The following is a 14,872-nucleotide window of genomic DNA, read 5'->3' as shown; positions in this document are numbered from 1 at the left end:
ATATAACGGCACGGAATTTCCCCTCGACACCACATGAGCGAAAAAAACCTTCTGGACCCTTCCGACATCCGCGTGCTGCAGATCCTGCAACGCGATGCCTCCCTCTCCATCGCCGAAGTCGCCCGCGAGGCGGGCATGAGCCAGACCCCCTGCTGGCGGCGCATCAAGAAGCTCAAGGAAAGCGGCGTCATCCGCCAGATCGTCGCGGTGGTCGACCGGGAAGCGGTCGGCCTCGGCTTCGTCGCCTATGCCTTCGTCAAGCTGGCGGTGCCCAGCCGCGAGAACATGGAGACCTTCGACAAGCTGCTGCAGCGCTGGCCGGAGGTGGTGATCTGCGAGCGCATCACCGGCGCGGTCGACTACCTGATCAAGGTCGTCGCCAGCGACATCAAGGCCTATGACGACTTCCTGCGGCTGAAGCTGCTCGACAACACGCTGGTTTCCGACGTGCAGTCGCGCATCGTCGTCAGCACGGTGAAGCACACGGTGGCGCTGCCGATTCGCGAGACGTGAGGGACGGGGCTGCCGTCGTGCCGTCCTCTTCGCGCCTGCCTCTCGCTTCGTCATTCCGGGCGAGCATCGCGAGACCCGGAACCGGCGAGCCACGGCGGTTGCGGGTTCGTTCGCGAGTGCCTTCGACAGGCCCTCGGCTCGCCGATCCCGGGTCGCGGCTTCGCCTTGCCCGGGATGACGAAAGGAGAGGGTGGTGCGTGAGAGCGAACGCCGTCCGGGAGGACGTGGAGACGTTCCGGTGTCCTCGCCGCCGCTCTGGCAGCCAATAGGCACCACTGAGACCGGGACGACAGGCTGAACGTGGGGCTCGTGCGGGCGTGTCCTCGCCGCCGCTCTGGGAACGAATGGCCCCCGGCTCTCCGGCTTCGCCTGCGGCCGGGGTGACGGCCGAGGGGATGCGAGGTCGTGCCAGCCACTTTCTCGGGGTGACGGCCGTGGGGATGCAAGGCACCGCCTCCCTCTCGGAGGTCATCCCGGCCGCAGGCGAAGCCGGAGAGCCGGGAGCCAATGGCATCCCCAGCAGGCATGAGGCGGGAGGCCGCCGCTTCCCAAGCCCCCTCGCCCCGCCCCCTCCGGCGTCATTCCGGGCGAGCATCGCGAGACCCGGAACCGGCGAGCCACGGCGGTTGCGGGTTCGATCCAGAGCGCACCACAAGCGCCCTCGGCTCGCCGATCCCGGGTCGCGGCTTCGCCTTGCCCGGGATGACGAAAGGAGAGGGTGGTGCGTGCGCGGCGACGACGGGAGGGCGCCTAGCCGACGAGAAACCGCGAGGGCGAATAGGGCTGCGGGTCGGCGAGCGGCATCATGTCGGTGACGAGATCCGCGAGAAGCCGCGCCATCGCCGGGGCGAGGGAAAAGCCGTCGCGCATGTGGCCGACCGACAGCCACAGGCCCGGCATGCCCGGCATCTCGCCGACGATCGGCAGTTGGTCCGGCACGAAGACGCGCACGCCCGCCGCCGGCCGCTCCTCCACCAGCGACCCGAGCGGCAGCAGCGCCTTCGCCGCCGCGCCCGCCCGCTGCAGGGCGTTGGCGCGCAGCGGTGCCGCGCCCAGCGCCCGCGCCGGCGACATCAGCTCCGTGCCGCCGACCAGCCGCAGCCCGCGCTCCATCGGCGTCAGCGTGAAACCGCCCTCCTGGTCGGTGACCGGACGGGCCAGCGAGACGCCGGAGACGGCGCGGAAATGCCGGTGATAGGTGCGGCAGGCGGCGAGCGGCAGGCCGAGGCCGAAGCGCGCCAGCACCGGCGACACGCCCGCGCCCAAGGCCAGCACGACGATCGGCGCGCCGACCTCGCCGCGCACGGTGCGCAGGGCAAAGCCCTGCCGCGTGTCGATCAGCGAGCCGGCCTCGCCGATCTCCACATCGCCGCCGCGCTCGCGGAACAGCCGGCCATAGGCCCTGGTGACGCCGCCGGGCGAGGATACCGACTGGCTTTCCGGCCAGTAGATCGCCGCTTCCTCCAGCGAGCGCAGATGCGGCTCCAGCCGGACGATCTCCACCGCGTCGAGATCGACATAAGGCACGCCGAGGATGCGGGCGAAATGCCGGTCCACCTCGGCAAGCTCGCGCGCGCGGCGCGAGCGCAGCAGCTTGATCCAGCCGGTGCGGCGGAAGAAGCGCAGGGCGCTGGCGGCCCGCGCCAGCGCCAGATGCTCGGCCGCCGCCGCCGCCTGCAACGGCGCCAGCGCCCGGGCGGCGCGCGCCGCGCTCGACGGCCGGGCGGCAAGGCGCGCCTCGGCGAAGAAGCGGGCAAGATCGGGCAGCGAGCGCGAATCGATGCCGAGGCCGTGGCGCCGGGTCAGCGCGCCGGCCAGGATCCCCGGCAGGCCGAGCGGCACGGAAAGCGCCGAATAGCCGTCGCGGCCGATCAGCCCGTCATTGCCGCGCGTCGCGTCCTCGCCCGGCGCGTCGCGGTCGACCAGCGCCACGCGCAGGCCCCGCCCCTGCAGGTGCAGGGCGGCACTCGTGCCGGTGATGCCGGCGCCAAGGACGATCGCGTCGAAGCTGCGCATACGCTTTTCGACACTGTTCACAATCGCCTTGCAAGTGGAAGACGCTCTCCGCGATACTCAAGGCCCTGAAATCTCTCCCGCCCGGCACCGTTCCAGGTGCCCGCAGGCTCTCCGGAAAGTGCCTTCCGACATGCCGGCGCTCGCCCTGCCGCTCTCCCTTCTCGCCTGGCTCGGACGCCAGGGCACCCGCGCCGTCGCGATCAGCGCCCTGCTCGGATTGATGCTGCCGCCGCTCTCCGCGCTGTTCCGGCCGCTGGTCGAGGAAGCGATCTTCGTGCTGCTGGTGCTCGCCTTCCTGCGCGTCGATCCGGTCGCCGTCGTCGCCCATGTCCGCCGGCCGAAACTGGCGGCCCTGGCGCTGTTGTGGATGCTCGTTGCCGTGCCGCTGGCCGTGGGCGCGCTGCTGCAGGCGAGCGGCCTTGCCGCCCTGCATCCGGACATCGCGCTCGCCGCCTTCATCGTCACCGCCGCCCCGCCGATCATGTCGGCACCGGCCTTCATCGCGCTGATCGGCCTCGACGGGGCGCTGTCGCTGGCGCTGGTCGGCGGCGGCATGCTCCTGACGCCGCTGACCGCGCCGGCGATCGCCGGCCTGCTGCTCGGCGAGAGCCTGCCGATCGACACGCTCTCCCTCGGCCTGCGGCTGACCGGGCTGCTCGCCGCCTCCGCTGGCCTGGCGATGCTGATTCGCCGCCTCGCCGGCACGGCGCGCGTCGTCGGGGCAAGAGAGCATATCGACGGGCTCAACGTGCTGATCCTGTTCGTCTTCGCCGTCGCGGTGATGGACGGCGTCGCCGAGCGCTTCATGGCGGCGCCCCTGTTCACCCTGGCGATGGCGGCGCTGACCTTCGCCGTGGCGCTGACGCAGATGGGGCTGACGCTGCTGGTCTTCGCGCGGGTGCGCCGCGACCAGGGCTTCGTCGTCGCCCATGCGGCCGGCAACCGCAACATGGGCCTGTTGGTCGCCGCGCTGGGAGGGACGCTGCCGGATCTCGCCTGGCTGTATTTCGGGCTCGGCCAGTTGCCGATCTACCTGCTACCCTGGCTCCTGAAGCCGCTCGCCAACCGCATCGCCGCCGATCAGGCGGAACGTGACCGGGATCACGGCGGCGCCGCGCCCGGCGGCTAGTGTGGCGGGCATCGCAACGCGCACCGGGAGACAGGACATGCGCGACTGCCCGACGCCGAGAGCCCTCACCCTTGCCGCCGCCCCGCTGGTGGGTGCCGCCTTCGCGCTGCTCGTCGGGCTCGGCACGACGCCGGCCTTTGCCGTCGATTATGCACGGGTCGACGTGATGGGCTTTTCCGCCAATGGCAGCCGCTTCGCCTTCGAGGAATACGGCATCCAGGACGGCTCGGGCTTTCCCTATTCCAACATCTACCTGTTCGATGTCGACCGCGACGCCTGGCTCGGCGGCAGCCCGTTCCGCCGGCGCGACGAGCCGGACTACACGACCTCGCCGCAGGCGGAAGCGGCGCTGCAACGCACCCGCGAGGCCAATCGCGATGCGGCCTGGAACCTGATCGTCTCGGCCGCCATCACCGGCCACGGCGACACGGTGGCGCACAACCCGCCGACCCAGCGCGGCATCGATCCGCACCGGATGAGCGCCACCACCCTTGTCGAGACGCCGGACTTCGGACCGCCGATCGAGCTGCGGCTGAGCGAGCACAAGGTGGCGCGGCCCGCCTCCTGCCCGGACGATCTCGGCGAGATCAAGGGCTTCCGCCTGACGCTGAGCTTCAAGGGCAAGACGCGGATCCTCAACGACGATGCCCGCCTGCCGCAAAGCCGCGGCTGCGCGCTCGGCTACCGGATCGACCGGCTGGTGCTGCACCACCCCGACGACGGCCGCGCCAGTTCCTTCGCCGTGCTGGTGCTGGTCGAGCAGATCGGCTTCGAGGGGCGCGACGGCCGCTATCTGGCGATCACCGGCCGGCTGTGAGACGAGGCCGGGCCGCTTGCGCGCTTGTGGCACCGGGGAGCCTGTGATAGCGGCTTGCGCCTGATCAGCCCCAAGCGATCAGCCTCCCAAGCCCAGCCATCGGAGCCGCCGCCCATGTCCCGCCCCCTCGTCATCGCCCCGTCCATGCTGGCCTCGGACTTCTCCGCCTTCGGAAGGGAAGTGCGCGACGTGGTGGAGGCGGGGGCCGACTGGATCCATCTCGACGTGATGGACGGGCATTTCGTGCCCAATATCAGCTTCGGCCCGGACGTCATCAAGGCGATGCGCCGGCACACCGACAAGGTGTTCGACACGCATCTGATGATCGCCCCCTGCGACGCCTATCTGGAGGCCTTCGCCAAGGCCGGCTCGGACATCATCACCGTGCATGCCGAGGCCGGCCCGCATCTCGACCGCTCGCTGCAGGCGATCCGCGCGCTCGGCAAGAAGGCCGGCGTCTCGCTCAACCCGGCAACGCCGGAAAGCGTCCTCGAATACGTGCTCGACCGCCTCGACCTGGTGCTGGTGATGAGCGTCAATCCGGGCTTCGGCGGCCAGTCCTTCATCCCGGCGATGGTCGACAAGGTCGCCCGCATCAAGGCGATGATCGGCGACCGGCCGATCGACATCGAGGTCGATGGCGGCGTCACCGCCGAGACCGCGCCGCTGGTCGCCAAAGCCGGCGCCAACGTGCTGGTCGCCGGCTCGGCGGTGTTCAAGGGCGAGGGCGTTGCCGGTTACCGCGCCAATATCGAGGCGATCCGCAAGGCCGCCGCAGCCGCCACGGCTTGACCCCCGCCGCCGCGCGGCCGACAGTCGGCGCGATGTGCCGGGCACTGCCGCCCGGCGTGAGAACGGATGACCCTGCCAGGTGCGATCTCTCGTCTTCGCCATCGCCTGGGCCGCGCTGATCGGCCTCCTGCAGACCGCGCTGCTAATGTGGCGCGGCGAAGCGCTGACCGGCCGTTCCGCCGCGGTGGTGCTGGTCATGACCTCGAGCGGCTTTCTCGGCGCCTTCTGCGCCTGGGGCGCCGCGAGCCTCCTGACCTTCCGCCGCCGCAAGGGGCGGCTGCCGGCGCGCTTCGCCGCGATGATCCTGTCGCTGACGCTCGGCACCACCGGCTTCGCCGCCCTGGGCTTCTTCCTGCAACTGCGCGCCTATTATTCCGAGTGGCACACCACCACCCTCTCCATGCAGATGTTCTGGGAATTCGCCTTCACCGCCGCCTCGTCCAGCTATGTCTTCGCCGTGCTGAGCGCCCGCCCGCTGCTGCCTTTCGCTTTCCTGCCGCTGCTCGCCTTCTCGTGGTACTTCGCGCGCATTGAGCCGTCGCGCCGGGTCTGATAAGCAGCCGGCACACCCGCCCGCTGCCCGAGAGGACGCCCGCATGATCCCGCGCTATTCGCGGCCAGAAATGGTCGCCATCTGGTCTCCCGAGACGAAGTTCCGCATCTGGTTCGAGATCGAGGCGCATGCCTGCGACGCGCTCGCCGAGATCGGCGTGATTCCGCAGGACGCCGCCCGCACCATCTGGGAGAAGGGCGGCGCCGCCACCTTCGACGTCGCCCGCATCGACGAGATCGAGCGCGAGACCAAGCACGACGTCATCGCCTTCCTGACGCATCTGGCCGAGATCGTCGGGCCCGACGCCCGCTTCGTGCACCAGGGCATGACCTCCTCCGACGTGCTCGACACCTGCTTCAACGTGCAGCTCACCCGCGCCGCCGACCTGCTGCTGGCCGATATCGACGCGCTGCTGGCCGCCCTCAAGCGCCGCGCCTTCGAGCACAGGGACACGGTCTGCATCGGCCGCTCGCACGGCATCCATGCCGAGCCGGTGACCTTCGGCCTGAAGATGGCCGAGGCCTATGCCGAGTTCGACCGCTGCCGCACCCGCCTGATCGCGGCGCGGGCGGAAGTCGCGACCTGCGCCATTTCCGGCGCCGTCGGCACCTTCGCCAATATCGATCCGCGCATCGAGGAGCATGTCGCCAAGGCCATGGGCCTGGCCGTCGAGCCGGTCTCCACCCAGGTGATCCCGCGCGACCGGCACGCGATGTTCTTCGCGACGCTCGGCGTCATCGCCTCGTCGGTCGAGCGCGTGGCGACCGAGATCCGCCACCTGCAGCGCACCGAGGTGCTGGAGGCGGAGGAATATTTCTCGCCGGGCCAGAAGGGCTCCAGCGCCATGCCGCACAAGCGCAACCCGGTGCTGACCGAGAACCTGACCGGCCTTGCCCGCATGGTCCGCGCCTATGCGATGCCGGCGATGGAGAACGTCGCCCTGTGGCACGAGCGCGATATCTCGCACTCCTCCGTCGAGCGGATGATCGGCCCGGACGCCACCGTGACGCTCGACTTCGCGCTGGCGCGGCTGACCAATGTCATCGACAAGCTGCTGGTCTATCCGGAGCGCATGCTGGCCAACATGAACCGCCTCGGCGGCCTGGTGCATTCGCAGCGCATCCTGCTGGCGCTGACTCAGGCCGGCACCTCGCGCGAGGACGCCTATCGCCTGGTCCAGCGCAACGCCATGAAGGTCTGGGACAGCTACCAGAAGGACGGCAGCGCCGATGTCGACTTCCTGGAAGAGCTGCTGAACGACGCCGACGTGCGCGCCGCCCTGTCGGAGGAGGAGATCCGCTCGCGCTTCGACCTCGGCTATCACACCAAGGCCGTCGGCACGATCTTCGACCGGGTGTTCGGCAAGGCCTGACGGCAATGCGCATCGCCGTGCTGGCCGACATCCACGGAAATGCCGAAGCGCTCGAGGCGGTGATCCCCGACCTCGAGCGTGAGGCTCCGGACGAGGTCGTCAATCTCGGCGATTGCCTGTCCGGTCCGCTCTGGCCCGAGCGCACCGCGACACTCCTGCGCGGCCTCGGCTGGCGGACCGTGCGCGGCAACCACGACCGTGTCGTCGCGGCCGGCAACGTGCCGGCGGCGAACCGTACGGATCACTTCACCGCCAACGACCTCTCCGCCGAAAGCCTTGCCTGGCTGCGGACGCTGCCGGCAACGCTGGAGCTGGAAGGCGGCGGGATCCTGCTGTGCCACGGCACGCCCTTGCGCGACGACGTCTACCTGACGGAAGAAATCGCGGGCGACAGCACCCGCCTTGCCGCGGAACAGGACATCGCCGACCGTCTCGGCGATACGGCGGCGGAGCTGATCTGCTGCGGCCACACCCATATTCCGCGCCTGATCCGACTGCCGGATTGCGGCCGGACCATTCTCAATCCGGGCAGCGTCGGGCTGCCGGGCTATAGCGACGACACACCGGCGCCGCACAAGGTCGAGACCGGCAGCCCGCACGCGCGCTATGCGATCCTCGAAAGGATCGGGCGGGACTGGCGGTTCGAGATGAAGAGCATCACCTATGACTGGGAGCGCGCCGCCCGCGAGGCCGAGCGCAACGGCCGCCCGGACTGGGCCCGGCCGCTTCGCACGGGCTTCTTCGGCCCGCTGTCCTGACACTCGATCGCAAGAGACCGACAGGGAACACCGCTCGATGAAAATCGCCGAGACCGATATCCTGCTGCTGCCCGGCTATGGCGACACGCCGGCCGGCCACTGGATGCACCGCTGGTGCGAGAAGATGCCGACGGCGCGCATCATTGCCCAGCGCAACTGGTTCCAGCCCGTGCTGAAGGAGTGGATCGACGCCTTGACGGAGGCGGTTGCCGCGGCAGAGCGCCCGGTGGTGCTGGTCGGCCATTCGCTCGGCTCGATCACCGTGGTGCACGCCGCCCATGGCCACGGGCTCGACACGGACAAGATCAGGGCCGCCTTCCTGGTGGCGCCGACGGACCTGAACCGCGCCGAACCGAAGCCCGCCTTCGACGCCGCGCAATTCCGTGCTGTGCCGAAGGGTCCCCTGCCCTTCCGCACCAGGGTGGTGGCAAGCCGCACCGACCCCTATTGCGCCTATGAGGTGGCCGAGCAGATGGCGAGGGACTGGGGCGCGCATTTCCAGGACGCGGGCGATGCCGGCCACATCAACCTGGAGAGCGGCCACGGTCCCTGGCCCGAAGGCCTGATGTCCTTCGCCTATCTGATGAAGGACCTGTAAGGGGCAGGCCCCCAGATCCCCTTGCGGCTCCCGGCGCGCCCCCCGCCTCAGGCGGTCTTGCGCGGTCCCGGCCCCATCACCGTGTCGATGCGCCGGGCGACCAGCAGCGAGATCGGCACGGCGACCAGCGCGCCGACACCGGCGAAGACCGCAAGCAGCCAGGGCGCGAAGGCATTGATGCCGTAGAAGGTCATCGGCACCAGGGCGAAGGTCCCGGCCAGGGTCGGCCCGATGACGATAAACAGAATGGCGGCAAGCTTCCACATGAAAGGCACTCCCTCATTGTGGGGCAGTGCGGGCGGTCTTGCGGGGGGAAACCGACCAACGCCCCAACGTCAGCCATGGTAGTCCCAACAGCCGCAAAAGGTATGCGGCACCCGACCTCATGGGGGTTTCCCTCTCGGGACTACTACGCAGAAACCGCCCGGTCGGGGACCGGACGGCCAATATGCGTTGCCTGCGAAAGACGGCAAACGGACGGGGAAGGTCAGTCCAGTTCGGCGAGCCGGGCGCCGGCCGCCTCGATCAGCATCGACATCTCGATGCCGTGGGAGATGAAGCGGAAGCCCATCTCGCGCGCCGACCTTGCATCCGCCGCGTTGTTGCAGAAGATGCCGGCGACCTTGCCGGCCGCCCGGGCGCGCCTGGCCACCTCGGCGGCGATCGTCTGCACCTTGGCGCTGCTGGGGGCAAGCTCGCGCCCCTCCGACAGGGTCAGCGACAGGTCCGCCGGGCCGATGAACACGCCGTCGAGCCCGTCCACCGCCAGCATCTCGTCCAAGGCCTCGAGCGCCGCCGGCGTCTCGATCATCGCGAAGGCGACCGTCTCCGTATTGGCGGAGGCAAGATACTCGGCCGGCGTCAGGCCCTGCAGCATCGCCGCGCGATGCGGCCCCCAACTGCGCACGCCGGCGGGGGGGAACTTGCTCGCCCCGACCAGCGCCAGCGCATCCTCGATCGTGTTGACCATCGGCATGATCACCGCTTCGGCGCCAAGGTCGAAGGCGCGGCTGACCGTGGCGAAATCGTCGACCGGCGGGCGCACCACCGCATGGGCGCCGCCAAGGCGGGCGGCGGCGATGCCCTCGCGCACCGAGGCAAGATCATGGGCGCCGTGCTGCATGTCGAGCGTCACCGCGCCGTAACCCGCGCGGCCCAGCAATTCCGCCAGCACCGGCACGGCCAGCGTCGACCAGGCGGTGATGACGGTCTCGTCGGCGCGAAGGCGGGCGGCAAGCGAGGGCTTGGAAGCGGACATGGCGGGAAGTTCCGAACTGGCGGGGTGGGAAGGCCGGCAGGGCGCGGGCCTGCGGATCGACGCGATGAAGCGAAAAGGGGCGGAAGCGAAAAGGGGCAGCGCCCGGCGCTGCCCCCTCCCCTGTCACCCTTCGTTCTTGATCTGCTCGGCCGCCTGGTGCAGCAGCTCGTCCATGGTGCGGCGGATCTGGTGGTCGGACTGCTCGACACCCGCCTCGTCGAAATCGCGGCGGATCTTGCGGAACACGTCCTCGTCGCCCGGCTCCTCGAAATCGGCCCGGACCACTTCCTTGGCATAGTCCTGGGCCTTGTCGGCATCGAGCCCGATCTTCTCGGCCGCCCACAGGCCGAGCAGCTTGTTGCGACGGGCCACCGCCTTGAAGCGCAGTTCCTCGTCGTGGGCAAACTTGGACTCAAAGGCCTCCTGGCGACGGTCGAAAGTGCTCATGCGTCAGTCTCCTGCCTTCTAGCGGTGGCGCCCGCGGGCGCTGAATTCGGTTGCGGTACCGCCATCATATGGGGATCCGCTGCGCCCTTGCATATCCTTCGCGACACACCAAATCAACGCGTATCGGTCGCCCCGGCCTCCCTGTCCCGCACTCCCGACACACGCATCCCGGCCCCCGCGCGAACGCACAGGCGGCCAGGTGAAAATCTCTTGAGCGGCTTCATTGTACTTTCCAGGGCGATCGTGTAGGTTCCGCGCCATCGAGCGGGGGGCCGAAAGCGCAACTGCCGTTCTCGCGCCCTTCCGATGACCGTCCCGGGTCCGGCCTCCGCCGAACGAGACACTGTCCGACAGGGCAAGGGACCGCAGTCAACCGGAGCATCTCCGCCAATATGGATTTTCTTTCTCAAACACGGTACGTGCCTATGAACCGCCGCCGGCGCATTTACGAGGGCAAGGGCAAGATCCTCTATGAGGGCCCGGAACCTGGTACGCTCATCCAGCACTTCAAGGATGATGCAACTGCCTTCAACGCCAAGAAGCATGAGATTGTCGATGGCAAGGGGGTCCTGAACAACCGGATCTCCGAGTTTATCTTCAACCATCTCAACGCGATCGGCATCCCGACCCATTTCATTCGCCGGATGAACATGCGCGAGCAGCTCATCCGCGAGGTCGAGATCATCCCGCTCGAAGTGGTGGTGCGCAACGTCGCCGCCGGCTCGCTGTCCAAGCGCCTCGGCATCGAGGAAGGCACGCAACTGCCGCGCTCGATCATCGAGTTCTACTACAAGAACGATGCGCTCGAGGACCCGATGGTCTCCGAGGAGCATATCACCGCCTTCGGCTGGTGCTCGCCCCAGGAGATGGACGACATCATGGCGCTGGCGATCCGCGTCAACGACTTCCTGACCGGCCTGTTCCTCGGCGTCGGCATCCGTCTCGTCGATTTCAAGATCGAATGCGGCCGGCTGTGGGAAGGCGACATGATGCGCATCGTCGTCGCCGACGAGATCTCGCCGGATAGCTGCCGCCTGTGGGACATCCAGTCCAACGAGAAGATGGACAAGGACCGCTTCCGCCGCGACCTCGGCGGCATGCTGGAAGCCTATCAGGAAGTGGCCCGGCGCCTCGGCATCCTCAACGACAACGACCGGCCGAACGGCACCGGTCCGGTGCTCGTGAAGTAAGCCGGTCAAGCAAGATCGCCGGGCGTCGCGCTCGGCGGAACACGGAAAGCCCCGACCGGAAACGGCCGGGGCTTTCGGTTTTTCGGGGACGCCTCGCGCCGAAGATCAGGTGCGGTTGATCGAGACGCCGCCGTCGACCAGCATCGCCGTTCCGGTGGTGAAGCTGGAGGCCGGCGAGGCGAGGTAGAGCACCGAGCGGGCCACCTCCTCCGGCGCGGAGATGCGCTTGAGCGCATGCAGCCCCTCGACAAAGGCGAGCGCCTCCGGCGTCGAAGCCGCCTCGCGCCCCATCGGCGTGTCGATGCCGCCCGGCAGGATGGCGTTGACCCGGATCCCCTTCGCGCCATGCTCGGCCGCCAGCACCTGCGTCAGCCCGACGAGCCCGGCCTTGCTGGCGCCATAGGCCGCCATGCCCGGCAGGCCGACCGAGTGCCCGACGATGGTCGAGGTGAAGATCAGCGAGCCGCCGCCGCGCTCCTCCATCGCCGGGATCTGGTATTTCGCCCCGAGGAACCCGCTGGTCAGGTTGGTGGCGAGCACCGTGTTCCAGTCACTGAGCGACAGGGACGATGCCGGCGCCATCGGCCCGATCATGCCGGCATTGTTGAAGCCGATGTCGAGCCCGCCGAAGCGGTCCTTGGCGAGATCGACCAGCGCCTTCGCATAGGCCTCCTCCTGCACGTCGCCGGCAAGCACCGCCGCCCGGCCGCCCGCCCGCTCGATCTCCCCGGCGACCGCTTCCAACTCGCTGGAGCGCCGCGCGCCCAGCACGACCGCGCAGCCTTGCGCGGCGAAGAGCCGCGCCGTCGCCGCTCCCAGCCCGGAGCTCGCCCCGGTGATGATTGCGACCTTGTCTTCCAGTATCGGCATGAAGCCCTCCTTGCGTTGTCAACGGAACGGTTGATAGGCAAGGCGGGAGAGCGGCGACACCCGATTAGAGATCGCCCCGGCACCGATGCGAAACGCATCCGGCCGACGCAAAACGCACAGAAGCCCCTTCCTTCCGCGCGGCCGCCGCGCTAGAAGCGGCGCAAATGCCCTGCCGGCGGACGCCAACGCGCCGGCGCCGACCCGCGGAGACGTCCCCCGATGAAAGCACGCGTGACCGTTACCCTGAAAACCGGCGTCCTCGACCCGCAGGGCAAGGCCATCGAGGGCGGCCTTGCCGCGCTCGGCTTCGCCGGCGTCGACAGCGTGCGCCAGGGCAAGGTCTTCGACCTGGAGCTCAGCGGCCGCGATGCGCAGGCCGCGCGCGCCGACCTTGCCGCCATGTGCGAGAAGCTGCTCGCCAACACGGTGATCGAGAACTACGACATCGAGATCCTGTAAGGATCCTCGCGGAGCCGGGACCGAAATGGACGAGGACAGCGCCAGGGCCCTGCGTTTCCTGCTGATCAAGGCGGCGATCTTCATCGCCCTGCCGGCCGCGCTGGCGCTCGCCGCCGCGCTGTTCCTGGTCTGAACCGATCCTCGCGTGAACCGAAAGGGAGCCTTCCCGCCATGAAGTCCGCCGTCGTCACCTTCCCCGGCTCGAATCGCGAGCGCGACATCATGCATGCGCTGGAGCTGACCTGCGGCCGCAAGCCGCAGGCCGTGTGGCATGCCGAAACCAGCCTGCCGGACGTGGACCTCGTCGTGCTGCCGGGCGGCTTTTCCTATGGCGACTACCTGCGCTCCGGCGCCATCGCCGCCCGCGCCCCGGTGATGGAGGCGATCCGCGCCTTCGCCGCCCGCGGCGGCCTGGTGCTCGGCGTGTGCAACGGCTTCCAGATGCTGACCGAGGCCGGGCTGCTGCCGGGCGCATTGATGCGCAATGCCGGCCTCACCTTCGTCTGCCGCGAGGTGCTGCTGGAGACCGCCTCCACCGCCAACCGCTTCACCGCCGGCATGCGCAAGGGCGAGGTCTGGCGCTGCCCCGTCGCCCATCACGACGGCAACTATTTCGCCGATGGCGAGACGCTGGCGCGGCTGGAGGGCGAGGACCGCGTCGCCTTCCGCTATGCCAAGGGCACCAATCCCAACGGCTCGCTCAACGACATCGCCGGCATCACCAACGAGGCCGGCAATGTGCTCGGCATGATGCCGCACCCGGAAAACTACGTCGACGACCAGCAGACCAGCACCGACGGGCGCGCCTTCTTCGACAGCATCTGCGTGGCCTTCGCCGCCGCCTGAGCCGGCCGCGAGACACGGGAGACAACCGATGAGCCGCTCCGCCTCCGGATCTCCCTTCTCAGGCGAAGAAAAGGCCGAGCTCACCCGCCGCCTGCGCGCCTATCTGCGCGATGAACTGGGCGCCGAAGCCGGCATGCTGGAGACCGAGGCGTTTCTCGACTTCCTCGCCGCCGAGATCGGCAACGCCTTCTACAATCGCGGCCTGTTCGACGCCCAGGCCGCCATCGCCGCCCGGCTGGAAGAGGCGACCGACGCGGTCTATGCGCTGGAAAAGCCCATCCGCCCCTGACCGCAGATGAACCGCTCCTGCGGGGCGCGCAGTCTTATTTTCCGGTGATGAAGCTCAGCGCTGCCGGATCGACCTGCACGTCGAGCCGGCGTGCCGACATCGGCTCGCCGTCGAGATTGAGCGCGAGGTCTTCCTCGGCCTCGATGGTCAGCCGGGTGAAGCGCGCCTTGCGGGCATAGCCATCGAACTGGCTTCCCGGCTCGCGCAGCAGGCCGGAGAGCAGCGTCATCAGGTTGTCCGCGTCGGGCTGGGGAAACAGCGTCAGGTCGAGCCGTCCGTCGTCGATCCGCGCATCGGCGCAAAGCGGCACGCCGCCGCCGGCCAGCCGGCCATTGCCGATGGCCATGGCGATGAAGTCGCCCTCCCAGGAGAACCCGTCGGCCGCGAAGGCGGCGCGCGTCGGCGCCAGCTCGCCGATCCGGCTGGCGCCGGCGATGAGATAGGCCGCCCCGCCGAGCAGCCGCTTGGCGCGCGGGTCGGTCTCGCGGGTGATGCGGGTGACGGAGCCGCCGCTCGCCACATTGACGAAGACCCGGCCGTTGATCCGCCCGACATCGATCCGCCGCGGCGCCGCCGCCGCGCAGAGCGCCAGCGCCGCGGCCGCATCGTCGACCGGCAGGCCGAGCCCGGTGGCAAAGTCGTTGGCGGTGCCGAGCGGCAGCACGCCGAAGGCGCAGTCGGTCGCCGGCTCCGCCTCCAGCGCGGCGGCAACCACCTGGTTCACCGTGCCGTCGCCGCCGCCGGCGACGATCACCTGCGGCCGCGCGTCGCCGGCAAGGCGCACCGCCTCGCGCGCGAACTGCGCCGCGTCGTCCCCGTCATAGGTCACCCGCACGCGGACCTCGCAGCCCTCCCCGCGCACCCGCTCGACGGCGCCGCGCACATCCTCGCGCTGCGCGGACTTGCCATTGAGGATCAGCAGGAGACGGCGCATGCGGGAATCCGGTCTTTCGTTTCGCAAGGAA

General features: G+C 69.3%; 19 protein-coding genes. 13 read left to right on the top strand and 6 right to left on the bottom strand.

The window, feature by feature from the left end; all coding sequences use genetic code 11:
* Window positions 1-33 precede the first annotated feature (33 nt).
* Window positions 34-513, top strand: coding sequence for an Lrp/AsnC family transcriptional regulator (locus TSB10P1A_RS02590; RefSeq protein ID WP_186386348.1), 480 nt, complete (start codon window positions 34-36; stop codon window positions 511-513).
* Window positions 514-1,263: 750 nt separating this feature from the next.
* On the opposite strand, the gene TSB10P1A_RS02585 is transcribed toward TSB10P1A_RS02590, so the two are convergent.
* Window positions 1,264-2,529, bottom strand: a complete 1,266-nt coding sequence (locus TSB10P1A_RS02585) for an FAD-binding oxidoreductase (protein WP_186386347.1) — start codon at window positions 2,527-2,529, stop codon at window positions 1,264-1,266.
* A gap of 130 nt (window positions 2,530-2,659) precedes the next feature.
* On the opposite strand from TSB10P1A_RS02585, the gene TSB10P1A_RS02580 reads away from it, so the two are divergent.
* The 7 genes from TSB10P1A_RS02580 to TSB10P1A_RS02550 all read left to right on the top strand — a co-directional run bounded on the left by TSB10P1A_RS02580 (window position 2,660) and on the right by TSB10P1A_RS02550 (window position 8,548).
* Window positions 2,660-3,658 carry a sodium:proton symporter gene (locus TSB10P1A_RS02580; RefSeq protein ID WP_186386346.1) on the top strand — a complete coding sequence of 333 codons (999 nt, stop codon included), beginning with the start codon at window positions 2,660-2,662 and terminating at the stop codon, window positions 3,656-3,658.
* 37 nt (window positions 3,659-3,695) lie between these two features.
* A complete protein-coding gene (locus tag TSB10P1A_RS02575; protein ID WP_186386345.1) occupies window positions 3,696-4,475 on the top strand; it encodes a DUF2259 domain-containing protein in 780 nt (259 codons plus the stop codon).
* A 114-nt stretch (window positions 4,476-4,589) separates the two neighbouring features.
* On the top strand, window positions 4,590-5,267 hold the full coding sequence (gene rpe, locus TSB10P1A_RS02570; protein WP_186386344.1) for a ribulose-phosphate 3-epimerase: 678 nt from the start codon (window positions 4,590-4,592) through the stop codon (window positions 5,265-5,267).
* Between the two features lie 79 nt (window positions 5,268-5,346).
* Window positions 5,347-5,820: a hypothetical protein gene (locus TSB10P1A_RS02565; RefSeq protein WP_186386343.1), complete on the top strand. Its 474-nt coding sequence runs from the start codon at window positions 5,347-5,349 to the stop codon at window positions 5,818-5,820.
* A gap of 43 nt (window positions 5,821-5,863) precedes the next feature.
* On the top strand, window positions 5,864-7,192 hold the full coding sequence (gene purB / locus TSB10P1A_RS02560) for an adenylosuccinate lyase (protein ID WP_186386342.1): 1,329 nt from the start codon (window positions 5,864-5,866) through the stop codon (window positions 7,190-7,192).
* A 5-nt stretch (window positions 7,193-7,197) separates the two neighbouring features.
* A complete protein-coding gene (locus TSB10P1A_RS02555; RefSeq protein ID WP_186386341.1) occupies window positions 7,198-7,950 on the top strand; it encodes a metallophosphoesterase in 753 nt (250 codons plus the stop codon).
* A gap of 37 nt (window positions 7,951-7,987) precedes the next feature.
* On the top strand, window positions 7,988-8,548 hold the full coding sequence (locus TSB10P1A_RS02550; RefSeq protein WP_186386340.1) for an alpha/beta hydrolase: 561 nt from the start codon (window positions 7,988-7,990) through the stop codon (window positions 8,546-8,548).
* Between the two features lie 47 nt (window positions 8,549-8,595).
* On the opposite strand, the gene TSB10P1A_RS02545 is transcribed toward TSB10P1A_RS02550, so the two are convergent.
* The 3 genes from TSB10P1A_RS02545 to TSB10P1A_RS02535 all read right to left on the bottom strand — a co-directional run bounded on the left by TSB10P1A_RS02545 (window position 8,596) and on the right by TSB10P1A_RS02535 (window position 10,253).
* A complete protein-coding gene (locus tag TSB10P1A_RS02545) occupies window positions 8,596-8,814 on the bottom strand; it encodes a hypothetical protein (protein WP_186386339.1) in 219 nt (72 codons plus the stop codon).
* A gap of 221 nt (window positions 8,815-9,035) precedes the next feature.
* Window positions 9,036-9,806 (bottom strand): HpcH/HpaI aldolase/citrate lyase family protein, encoded by a 771-nt coding sequence (locus TSB10P1A_RS02540; protein ID WP_186386338.1) that lies wholly within the window; start codon window positions 9,804-9,806, stop codon window positions 9,036-9,038.
* 123 nt (window positions 9,807-9,929) lie between these two features.
* The gene (locus tag TSB10P1A_RS02535) at window positions 9,930-10,253 is read right to left on the bottom strand and encodes a DUF1476 domain-containing protein (RefSeq protein WP_186386337.1); all 324 of its coding nucleotides are present in this window, start codon (window positions 10,251-10,253) and stop codon (window positions 9,930-9,932) included.
* A gap of 392 nt (window positions 10,254-10,645) precedes the next feature.
* Here TSB10P1A_RS02535 and purC point away from each other — a divergent pair, with 392 nt between their 5' ends.
* A complete protein-coding gene (gene purC, locus TSB10P1A_RS02530) occupies window positions 10,646-11,443 on the top strand; it encodes a phosphoribosylaminoimidazolesuccinocarboxamide synthase (protein WP_186386336.1) in 798 nt (265 codons plus the stop codon).
* 105 nt (window positions 11,444-11,548) lie between these two features.
* On the opposite strand, the gene TSB10P1A_RS02525 is transcribed toward purC, so the two are convergent.
* Window positions 11,549-12,313: an SDR family oxidoreductase gene (locus tag TSB10P1A_RS02525; RefSeq protein ID WP_186386335.1), complete on the bottom strand. Its 765-nt coding sequence runs from the start codon at window positions 12,311-12,313 to the stop codon at window positions 11,549-11,551.
* Between the two features lie 219 nt (window positions 12,314-12,532).
* Between TSB10P1A_RS02525 and purS the strand changes: the two genes are divergently transcribed.
* From purS to TSB10P1A_RS02510, 4 genes are read left to right on the top strand one after another with little or no spacing between them, the layout of a single operon-like run.
* Entirely contained in the window at window positions 12,533-12,772 is a 240-nt protein-coding gene (gene purS, locus TSB10P1A_RS02520; protein ID WP_186386334.1) for a phosphoribosylformylglycinamidine synthase subunit PurS, read from the top strand.
* Between the two features lie 25 nt (window positions 12,773-12,797).
* Window positions 12,798-12,905 (top strand): phosphoribosylformylglycinamidine synthase-associated small membrane protein, encoded by a 108-nt coding sequence (locus tag TSB10P1A_RS23625; RefSeq protein WP_244292930.1) that lies wholly within the window; start codon window positions 12,798-12,800, stop codon window positions 12,903-12,905.
* A gap of 38 nt (window positions 12,906-12,943) precedes the next feature.
* A complete protein-coding gene (gene purQ, locus TSB10P1A_RS02515) occupies window positions 12,944-13,618 on the top strand; it encodes a phosphoribosylformylglycinamidine synthase subunit PurQ (RefSeq protein ID WP_186386333.1) in 675 nt (224 codons plus the stop codon).
* A 28-nt stretch (window positions 13,619-13,646) separates the two neighbouring features.
* Complete coding sequence (locus TSB10P1A_RS02510) at window positions 13,647-13,907, top strand: DUF2164 domain-containing protein (protein ID WP_186386332.1); 261 nt, start codon at window positions 13,647-13,649, stop codon at window positions 13,905-13,907.
* Window positions 13,908-13,941: 34 nt separating this feature from the next.
* Here the strand turns inward: TSB10P1A_RS02510 and yegS are convergent, their stop codons facing one another.
* Window positions 13,942-14,841 carry a lipid kinase YegS gene (gene yegS / locus TSB10P1A_RS02505; RefSeq protein WP_186386331.1) on the bottom strand — a complete coding sequence of 300 codons (900 nt, stop codon included), beginning with the start codon at window positions 14,839-14,841 and terminating at the stop codon, window positions 13,942-13,944.
* Window positions 14,842-14,872 lie beyond the last annotated feature (31 nt).

This window comes from Stappia sp. TSB10P1A (assembly GCF_900185725.1).
Classification (GTDB): Bacteria; Pseudomonadota; Alphaproteobacteria; order Rhizobiales; family Stappiaceae; genus Stappia.
This window is presented reverse-complemented; position numbering and strand designations above follow the sequence as displayed.

What these genes read in the sequence shown, in the direction of transcription:
- TSB10P1A_RS02590 (WP_186386348.1), top strand. Translation starts at nt 34, where the DNA reads ATGAGCGAAAAAAACCTTCTGGACCCTTCCGACATCCGCGTGCTGCAG.
- TSB10P1A_RS02585 (WP_186386347.1), bottom strand. Translation starts at nt 2,529, where the DNA reads ATGCGCAGCTTCGACGCGATCGTCCTTGGCGCCGGCATCACCGGCACG.
- TSB10P1A_RS02580 (WP_186386346.1), top strand. Translation starts at nt 2,660, where the DNA reads ATGCCGGCGCTCGCCCTGCCGCTCTCCCTTCTCGCCTGGCTCGGACGC.
- TSB10P1A_RS02575 (WP_186386345.1), top strand. Translation starts at nt 3,696, where the DNA reads ATGCGCGACTGCCCGACGCCGAGAGCCCTCACCCTTGCCGCCGCCCCG.
- rpe (WP_186386344.1), top strand. Translation starts at nt 4,590, where the DNA reads ATGTCCCGCCCCCTCGTCATCGCCCCGTCCATGCTGGCCTCGGACTTC.
- purB (WP_186386342.1), top strand. Translation starts at nt 5,864, where the DNA reads ATGATCCCGCGCTATTCGCGGCCAGAAATGGTCGCCATCTGGTCTCCC.
- TSB10P1A_RS02555 (WP_186386341.1), top strand. Translation starts at nt 7,198, where the DNA reads ATGCGCATCGCCGTGCTGGCCGACATCCACGGAAATGCCGAAGCGCTC.
- TSB10P1A_RS02550 (WP_186386340.1), top strand. Translation starts at nt 7,988, where the DNA reads ATGAAAATCGCCGAGACCGATATCCTGCTGCTGCCCGGCTATGGCGAC.
- TSB10P1A_RS02545 (WP_186386339.1), bottom strand. Translation starts at nt 8,814, where the DNA reads ATGTGGAAGCTTGCCGCCATTCTGTTTATCGTCATCGGGCCGACCCTG.
- TSB10P1A_RS02540 (WP_186386338.1), bottom strand. Translation starts at nt 9,806, where the DNA reads ATGTCCGCTTCCAAGCCCTCGCTTGCCGCCCGCCTTCGCGCCGACGAG.
- TSB10P1A_RS02535 (WP_186386337.1), bottom strand. Translation starts at nt 10,253, where the DNA reads ATGAGCACTTTCGACCGTCGCCAGGAGGCCTTTGAGTCCAAGTTTGCC.
- purC (WP_186386336.1), top strand. Translation starts at nt 10,646, where the DNA reads ATGGATTTTCTTTCTCAAACACGGTACGTGCCTATGAACCGCCGCCGG.
- TSB10P1A_RS02525 (WP_186386335.1), bottom strand. Translation starts at nt 12,313, where the DNA reads ATGCCGATACTGGAAGACAAGGTCGCAATCATCACCGGGGCGAGCTCC.
- purS (WP_186386334.1), top strand. Translation starts at nt 12,533, where the DNA reads ATGAAAGCACGCGTGACCGTTACCCTGAAAACCGGCGTCCTCGACCCG.
- TSB10P1A_RS23625 (WP_244292930.1), top strand. Translation starts at nt 12,798, where the DNA reads ATGGACGAGGACAGCGCCAGGGCCCTGCGTTTCCTGCTGATCAAGGCG.
- purQ (WP_186386333.1), top strand. Translation starts at nt 12,944, where the DNA reads ATGAAGTCCGCCGTCGTCACCTTCCCCGGCTCGAATCGCGAGCGCGAC.
- TSB10P1A_RS02510 (WP_186386332.1), top strand. Translation starts at nt 13,647, where the DNA reads ATGAGCCGCTCCGCCTCCGGATCTCCCTTCTCAGGCGAAGAAAAGGCC.
- yegS (WP_186386331.1), bottom strand. Translation starts at nt 14,841, where the DNA reads ATGCGCCGTCTCCTGCTGATCCTCAATGGCAAGTCCGCGCAGCGCGAG.